This window comes from Nonomuraea turkmeniaca (genome assembly GCF_005889735.1).
GTDB classification, from domain to species: Bacteria; Actinomycetota; Actinomycetes; order Streptosporangiales; family Streptosporangiaceae; genus Nonomuraea; species Nonomuraea turkmeniaca.
On sequence record NZ_VCKY01000366.1, the window covers coordinates 1 to 7491 of the forward strand.

Below are 7491 nucleotides of genomic sequence, written 5' to 3' on the forward strand. Positions count from 1 at the left end.
CCGCCACTCCGCGGCCCTTGCCCGCCGCCACTCCGCGGCCCTTGCCCGAACGTCCCGGGCGGCCCGCCGTCGCCGGCCGACGGGGCGATGCCGGGTGCCATGGCGCGCATCCGGTCCACCGCCCCGGGCAAGGCGAACTGCGCACCCCCCAGCCCTTCGACGAAGTAGCCCCGGCGGCACCGGCCGCTCTCCTCGTATGCCCGCAGGACCTGATAAATGGGTGTAAATCCCCCAGGCAGCCGCTCCGACGTCACCGCTCCCCGCGTCACCACGCCGTGCCGTTCCAGCAGGACCTCGGCCTGGGCGTGGGCCCGCTGGGTGGTGTCGGCGGCCGGTGCGGGCAGCAACCACCACCGCCCGGCCACGGTCGGCGGCCCGCTCCTGGTCGGCAGCACCGCCCGGCGCCGCCGCGTCGTCGCAGGCCGATGCGCGGGACGCCCGGTGCCGAGCGTGGCCCGCAGCGGCGCCAGCGTGTCCCCGGACACCCGCCCCGACCACACCAGGTCCCACAGCGCGGACACCAGCGTCTGGTCGTCCAGCGACCCCAGCTGATCGGAGATCCCGCGGAAGAACAGCGCACCGCCGCCGCCCAGCAACTCCAGCACCCGTTCGTGAACCGGCGTCATCGTGATCTCGGCAGGCTCGGGCAGCAGCAGCGGCGCCGTGTCGGCGAAGTAGAGCGACACCCACCCGTCACCACCGGGCAGCGAGCCCTGCCCCACCCACATGACCTCGCCCGACGAGGTCAGCTCGTCGAGCAGCGCCGGATGGTAGCCCGGCACCCGGGAGGGCAGCACGAGCGTCTCCAGCGCGGACGCGGGCACAGCGGCCCCCTGGAGCTGCTCGATCGAGCGAACCAGCGAGTCCATGGCGCGCGCCGCGCCGCTGCCCCGTGCCCCGAGCCCGCTCGGCCCGGCCGATCCCGCTCCACCGGCTCCCGGCCCTGAGCCGCCCGCGCTCGATTCCCAGCCCGCGCCGCCCGGCGCACTCGATCCGGTGACGCCGTGCCAGGCGGACAGGAACAGGGCGAGCGTCTCCGGCGCGACCGGCTCGACCTCCTTCCGCAGCCGGGCCAGCGACCTGCGCCGCAACATCCGCAGCACCCCGGCGTCGCACCACTCCTCGCCCCGCCCGCCGGGCCGGAACTCCCCGTTCACGACCCGTCCGGACGCGGCCAGCCGCCGCAGGGCGTCCGTCACCACGGCCACGCCGAGCCCGAACCGGGCGGCTGCCGTGCCGGCGTGGAAGGGGCCGCGGGTGCGGGCGTGCCGCGCCACCAGGTCGGCCAGCGGATCGGCCACCGGCTCCAGGAACGCGTGCGGCACCCCCACAGGCAGCGGCGCACCCAGCGCGTCCCGCATCCGCGCCGCGTCCTCGATGGCCGCCCATTGCTCCTCGCCCGCGATGCGTACCCTGATGGCTCGCCGCGCCCGTTCGAGCTCCTTCAGCCAGGCCGGGTCGCCGCCGCGTACGCTCACGTCGGGCGCCAGCAGCGGCCCGTGCGAGCGCAGCAGGTCCGCGAGGTCCTCCAGGTCGCGCAGCGGCCGGTCCAGCCGGGCCAGCTCCCGCTCGCTGTCGGAGATCACGTCGGGGTCGAGCAGCTCGCGCAGGTCGGCCTGGCCGAGCAGCTCGGCCAGGAGCGTGGTGTCCAGCGCCAGGGCCTGCGCCCGGCGCTCGGCCAGCGGCGCGTCGCCCTCGTACATGAACGCGCCGACATAGTGGAACAGCAGCGACGCCGCGAACGGCGAGGCCTGCGAGGTCTCCACCTCCACCACCCGCACCCGGCGCGCCGCGATGTCCCGCATGAGCGCCACCAGGCCAGGCACGTCGAAGACGTCCTGCAGGCACTCGCGCATCGTCTCCAGCACGATCGGGAACGAGGCGTACTGCGAGGCCACCCCCAGCAGGTGGGCGGCCCGCTGCCGCTGCTGCCACAGCGGGCTGCGCCGGCCGGGCGTGCGGCGCGGCAGCAGCAGCGCCCGCCCCGCGCACTCCCTGAACCGGGAGGCGAACATGGCCGACCCGCCCAGCTCCTCGGTGACGATCTGCTCGATCTCCTCGGCGTCGAACGCGGCCACGTCGGAGGGCGGCTCGGCCAGCGTGTCCGGAATGCGCAGCACGATGCCGTCGTCGGAGTGCACCGCCTGCACATCGACGCCGTAACGCTCGCGCAGCCGCCGATTGATCGCCAGCGCCCACGGGGCGTGCACCCGCGCGCCATAGGGGGAGTGGATCACCACCCGCCAGTCGCCCAGCTCGTCGTGGAACCGCTCGACCAGGAGCGTGCGGTCGTCGGGGACGTAGCCGGTGGCCTCCCGCTGCTCCCGCAGGTAAGCCAGCAGGTTGCCCGCCGCGTATGCGTCGAGCCCGGCCGCCTGCATCCGCTCCGTCGAGTCGTCCTTGGCCTGCTCGCGCAGGAACTGCCCGATCGCCCGGCCCAGCTCGGCCGGCCGCCCCGGCGCGTCGCCGTGCCAGAACGGCAGTTTGCCCGGCTGTCCGGGCGCCGGCGAGACGAGCACCCGGTCGGCGGTGATGTCCTCGATCCGCCACGACGTCGCGCCCAGCACGAACACGTCGCCCACGCGCGACTCGTAGACCATCTCCTCGTCCAGCTCGCCCACTCTGGAGGCCCGCTCGCCCACCAGGAACACACCGAACAGGCCCCGGTCGGGGATCGTGCCGCCGTTCGTCACCGCCAGCCGCTGCGCGCCGGGCCGACCCTGGAGCGTGCCGGTGACCCGGTCCCACACGACGCGCGGCCGCAGCTCGGCGAACTCCTCGCTCGGGTAGCGCCCCGCCAGCATGTCGAGCGTGGCCTCCAGCGCGGTGCGCGGCAGCGTGGCATAGGGGGCGGCCCGTTTGACCACCGACTCCAGCTCGTCGACCGTCCACTCCTCCAGCGCCGTCATCGCCACGATCTGCTGGGCCAGCACGTCGAGCGGATTACGCGGATAGCGCAGCTCCTCGATCTGGCCGCTCTTCATGCGCTCGGCCACCACGGCGGTCTGCACCAGGTCGCCGCGGTATTTGGGGAAGATCACGCCCTTGGACACCGCGCCGACCTGGTGACCCGCGCGGCCGATGCGCTGCAGCCCGCTGGCCACGCTCGGCGGCGCCTCCACGCACGCGACCAGGTCCACCGCGCCCATGTCGATGCCCAGCTCCAGGCTGGAGGTGGCGACCACGGCAGGCAGCCGGCCCGACTTGAGCGCCTCCTCGATCTGCGCCCGCTCCTCCTTGGAGACCGAGCCGTGGTGCGCGCGGACGATCTCCGTCACGACGCCCTTGCTGGCCCCGGCCTGCGCCATCATGTCGGCCGGCATGCGCTTGGACGGCTCCCGCGGGGTTTCCCAGATCGACAGGTCGACGGCCTCGGCGCCGCCGCCCTCGCGCTCGTACGCGAGCTCGTTGAGCCGCGTGCACAGCCGCTCGGCCAGTCTCCTGGAGTTGGCGAACACGATCGTGGAGCTGTGCGCCCCGATCAGATCGAACAGCCGCTCCTCGACATGGGGCCAGATCGACCTGCTGGCGGGCTCCTGGGCGAGGTCGTCGCCCCCCGCGGGCGGCCCGCCTTCCATCTCGGTCATGTCCTCGACCGGGACAACGACCTCGATCTCGATCCGCTTGTCCGCCGGCGGCTGCACCACCGTGGCCGGCCGGGGACCGCCCAGGAACGCGGCCACCTCGCTCACCGGCCGCACGGTCGCCGACAGCCCGATCCGCTGCGCGGGCCGCTCGAGCAGCGCGTCCAGCCGCTCCAGGCTGAGCGCCAGATGAGCGCCGCGCTTGGTGGCCGCGACCGCGTGCACCTCGTCCACGATCACCGTCTCGACCCCGCGCAGGGCCTCCCGCGCCTGGCTCGTGAGCAGCAGGAACAGCGACTCCGGCGTCGTGATCAGGATGTCGGACGGCTTGGTCGCGAACCTCCTGCGATCTTCGGCAGGCGTGTCGCCGGAGCGGATCGCCACCGAGATCTCCGGCACCGGCAGCCCGAGCCTGCGCGCCGTCTGCTTGAGCCCGGCCAGCGGCGCGCGCAGGTTACGCTCCACGTCCACGGCCAGCGCCTTGAGCGGTGACACGTAGAGCACTCGCGTCCCCTTGCGCGTGGCCGGTTCGGACGCCAGCCGGTCGAGCGACCACAGGAACGCCGCCAGCGTCTTGCCCGACCCGGTGGGCGCGACGACCAGGGTGTTGTCGCCACGCGAGATCGACTCCCACGCCCCCTCCTGGGCGGCCGTGGGTGCTTGGAAGGCTCCGGCGAACCATTCCATGGTCATCTGGCTGAACTGGTCGAGCGAGCTCACCAGCACATACTGCCTCGCGCCACCGACAGAAATCGCATTGGCGTGGCGGCGTGCGATTGAGGCGGGGTCCTGGCGGACATACAGCGACCGTGACCATTGACTACGCGGCCATCGAAGCCCGCCGAGCGGAAATCAGGCAGCGCTACGTCTTACCGCACCGGCCATCGAGCAGCGCGCGGGGGCTGCACCACATCGCGCTGCTGTCGTCGAACGTGGAGCGCACCATCCAGTTCTACCAGGATCTTCTGGAGTTCCCGCTCACGGAGATCATCGAGAACCGCGACTACCAAGGCTCGAACCACTTCTTCTTCGACATCGGCAACGGCAACCTGCTCGCCTTCTTCGACTTCCCCGGGCTCGACCTGGGCCCGTACCAGGAAGTGCTCGGCGGGCTGCACCACATCGCGATCTCCGTCGACCCGGCCACGTGGGAGCGGCTGCGCGGGAAGCTGGAGATGGCCGGCGTGCCGCACCAGATAGAGAGTGGCGCCTCCATCTACTTCAAGGACCCCGACGGCGCGCGGCTGGAGCTGCTCGCCGACCATCTCGGTGAGATGTACGGCGCGCGGGTGTTGTGACCTAGCGCCGCGACGCCCGGCGCGTGCGCGGCCTGCCCGCACGGGGCTGCTGCCTGATGCCCGCATGCCTTTCTGATCGCTCGGCTTTCTCCTTCTGTACGGCGAGACGCAGCGTGAGCAGTAACCGGCGGCGCTTGGCCCGGTTGGCCTTGGTCTTGGCTGTCTTCGGGGGTGAAGACTTGGGGGTCTTTGGCATGGGGTTGTCTTACCCACACCGCGTGCGCTTCCATACTTGATTTCATGCGGTTGACGGAGTTCTGGAGACGGATGAAGGCTCATTTCGGTGAGACGTACGCCGAGTCATGGGCCCGCGACTACGTGATCGCGCCGCTCGGCGGCCGCACGGTCACGCAGGCGCTGGCCGACGGGGAGAGCGCCAAGACCGTCTGGCGGGCCGTCTGCCAGGTCGAGGACGTCTCACCCAAGCTGCGCTGAGCCGAGGGTCTCCCGCAACGCGCCGGCCGTGCGCTCAAGATCGTCCGCGCGGCCGTGACCGCCGTGTGCCCACAGGAAATGCCATCCGTGGGCCGTCGGGGTGGCGAAGATGATCGTCTGCTGACCCGTGCGCGGGTCCCACACCCACAACACTGGATCGTCGCCGCCGACCATGCGGCTCACGAGCCCCTGATCGGGCAGCAACTCGGCGAGCGCCTCGAGATGAGCGCGCCGTTCCCCGGTGTAGCCGCTCGCCACGTCGCCGCCTCCAGCCGTCGATCCTGCAGTGAGTCTCCCCAGCTCACCGCGCGTGACAACATGCGTGGGCGGACCGGGTCCGCGAGGATCCGCGTGGGTGTGAAGTCGAACGTGATCGCGTACGGCGTGCGTGGGCAGGCCTCCGATCCGGAAGCCGAAACCGCTCTCGAACCAGCCGGGGAAGGCCCCCATCGGACGGGACAGCGCTCCGGACGGCGCTTCCCGGCGTCACCTTCCGACTGTCACCGGATGGAGGCCGTCGCCCGGCGGAGTCTCGATCCCGGTGGCGGTGAAAGTGGAGCTTGTCTGCGCAGGACGAGCGCTCGGCCCGGATGGTCGATCGTGGGCGTGAAGCGGGCCAGGACGCACCCGCTCGAGGTCAACGGCGAGCGCGACCACCTACACCTGCCGGTGCACCACCCTCCCAAGGCTGTTCCGCGGCCCTGCGCTTCCTTTCCCACTCCGAAGACCACGACTGACGCCGGCCAGAAGCTGGGGCGACCTGGAGCAGGAGCGGTTGGGGACGACCCGAGCCGGGCGGGCGGGCGGCGATCAGAAACCCGCTGCTGGACGGTGGTCCGTGTGCCGGGCGGTGCGTGCGCGCTTATGCGCCTATGTGGGTGTGCCGGATGTGACTGAACAGCGTGTTCTTGATGTGATCGAACAGCCGTTCGGCTACGATGGAACAACGCCGAGCCACGTCTTCCCCGGCAGCCGCAGAAAATGTCGGTGGCGGGCCGTAGCGTTCACTCGACTGATCGGACCACGACCCTCCAGGGGGAGTTCCATGGCTATCAACGACCGCGAGAAGGCCCTCGAGACCGCGCTCGCTCAGATCGAGCGGCAGTTCGGCAAGGGCTCAGTGATGCGCCTGGGCGATGACGCCCGAGCCCCCATCGAGGTGATCCCCACGGGGTCGATCTCCCTTGACGTGGCACTCGGCATCGGCGGCCTGCCGCGCGGCCGCATCGTCGAGATCTACGGCCCGGAGTCGTCGGGCAAGACCACGGTCGCCCTGCACGCGGTGGCCAACGCCCAGCGGGCCGGCGGCATCGCGGCGTTCATCGACGCCGAGCACGCTCTTGACCCGGAGTATGCCAAGAAGCTGGGGGTGGACACCGACGCTCTGCTGGTCTCCCAGCCCGACACGGGCGAGCAGGCGCTCGAGATCGCCGACATGCTGATCAGGTCCGGGGCCGTGGACATCATCGTCATCGACTCGGTGGCCGCGCTCGTGCCCAAGGCCGAGATCGAGGGCGAGATGGGCGACAGCCACGTCGGCCTCCAGGCCCGCCTCATGTCCCAGGCCCTGCGCAAGGTCGCCGGCGCCCTCAGCAGCACCGGCACCACGGCCATCTTCATCAACCAGCTCCGCGAGAAGATCGGCGTCATGTTCGGCAGCCCCGAGACGACGACCGGTGGCAAGGCGCTCAAGTTCTACGCCTCGGTGCGCCTGGACATCCGCCGCATCGAGACGCTCAAGGACGGCACGGAGGCGGTCGGCAACCGCACCAGGGTCAAGGTCGTGAAGAACAAGATGGCCCCGCCCTTCCGCGTCGCCGACTTCGACATCCTCTACGGCGTGGGCATCTCCCGCGAGGGCGGCCTCATCGACATGGGCGTCGAGCACGGCTTCGTCCGCAAGTCCGGGGCGTGGTACACGTACGAGGGCGACCAGCTCGGCCAGGGCAAGGAAAACGCCCGCAACTTCCTGAAGAGCCACCCCGACATGGCCAACGAGGTCGAGAAGAAGATCAAGGACAAGCTGGGTGTGGGTCCGCGCCTCCAGCGCCGCCGTCGAGCTGACCGTGACGACCCGGTGCTCGACGGCGCCGACGCGGTGCTGATCACGCACCAGCACTTCGACCACGTCGACCCGGCCAAGCTCGCGACCGCCCCGCCGGGTGTGGAAATTT

General features: G+C 71.3%; 5 protein-coding genes. 3 read left to right on the forward strand and 2 right to left on the reverse strand.

Annotation, left to right across the window (positions count from 1 at the left end):
• Positions 1–4277, reverse strand: a 4277-nt coding sequence (locus ETD86_RS51180; protein WP_246149473.1) for an ATP-dependent helicase, incomplete at its 3' end; no start/stop codon positions are given.
• A 116-nt stretch (positions 4278–4393) separates the two neighbouring features.
• On the opposite strand from ETD86_RS51180, the gene ETD86_RS51185 reads away from it, so the two are divergent.
• Together ETD86_RS51185 and ETD86_RS51190 are read left to right on the forward strand one after the other, a co-directional pair.
• Entirely contained in the window at positions 4394–4882 is a 489-nt protein-coding gene (locus tag ETD86_RS51185; RefSeq protein ID WP_138673865.1) for a VOC family protein, read from the forward strand.
• 240 nt (positions 4883–5122) lie between these two features.
• Positions 5123–5317, forward strand: a complete 195-nt coding sequence (locus tag ETD86_RS51190) for a DUF3046 domain-containing protein (RefSeq protein ID WP_138673866.1) — start codon at positions 5123–5125, stop codon at positions 5315–5317.
• Here the strand turns inward: ETD86_RS51190 and ETD86_RS51195 are convergent.
• On the reverse strand, positions 5300–5575 hold the full coding sequence (locus ETD86_RS51195; protein ID WP_138673867.1) for a hypothetical protein: 276 nt from the start codon (positions 5573–5575) through the stop codon (positions 5300–5302). The two genes, ETD86_RS51190 and ETD86_RS51195, sit on opposite strands and share 18 nt — an antisense overlap.
• 787 nt (positions 5576–6362) lie before the next feature.
• On the opposite strand from ETD86_RS51195, the gene recA reads away from it, so the two are divergent.
• Positions 6363–7491, forward strand: a 1129-nt coding sequence (recA, locus tag ETD86_RS51200; RefSeq protein ID WP_246149472.1) for a recombinase RecA, incomplete at its 3' end; no start/stop codon positions are given.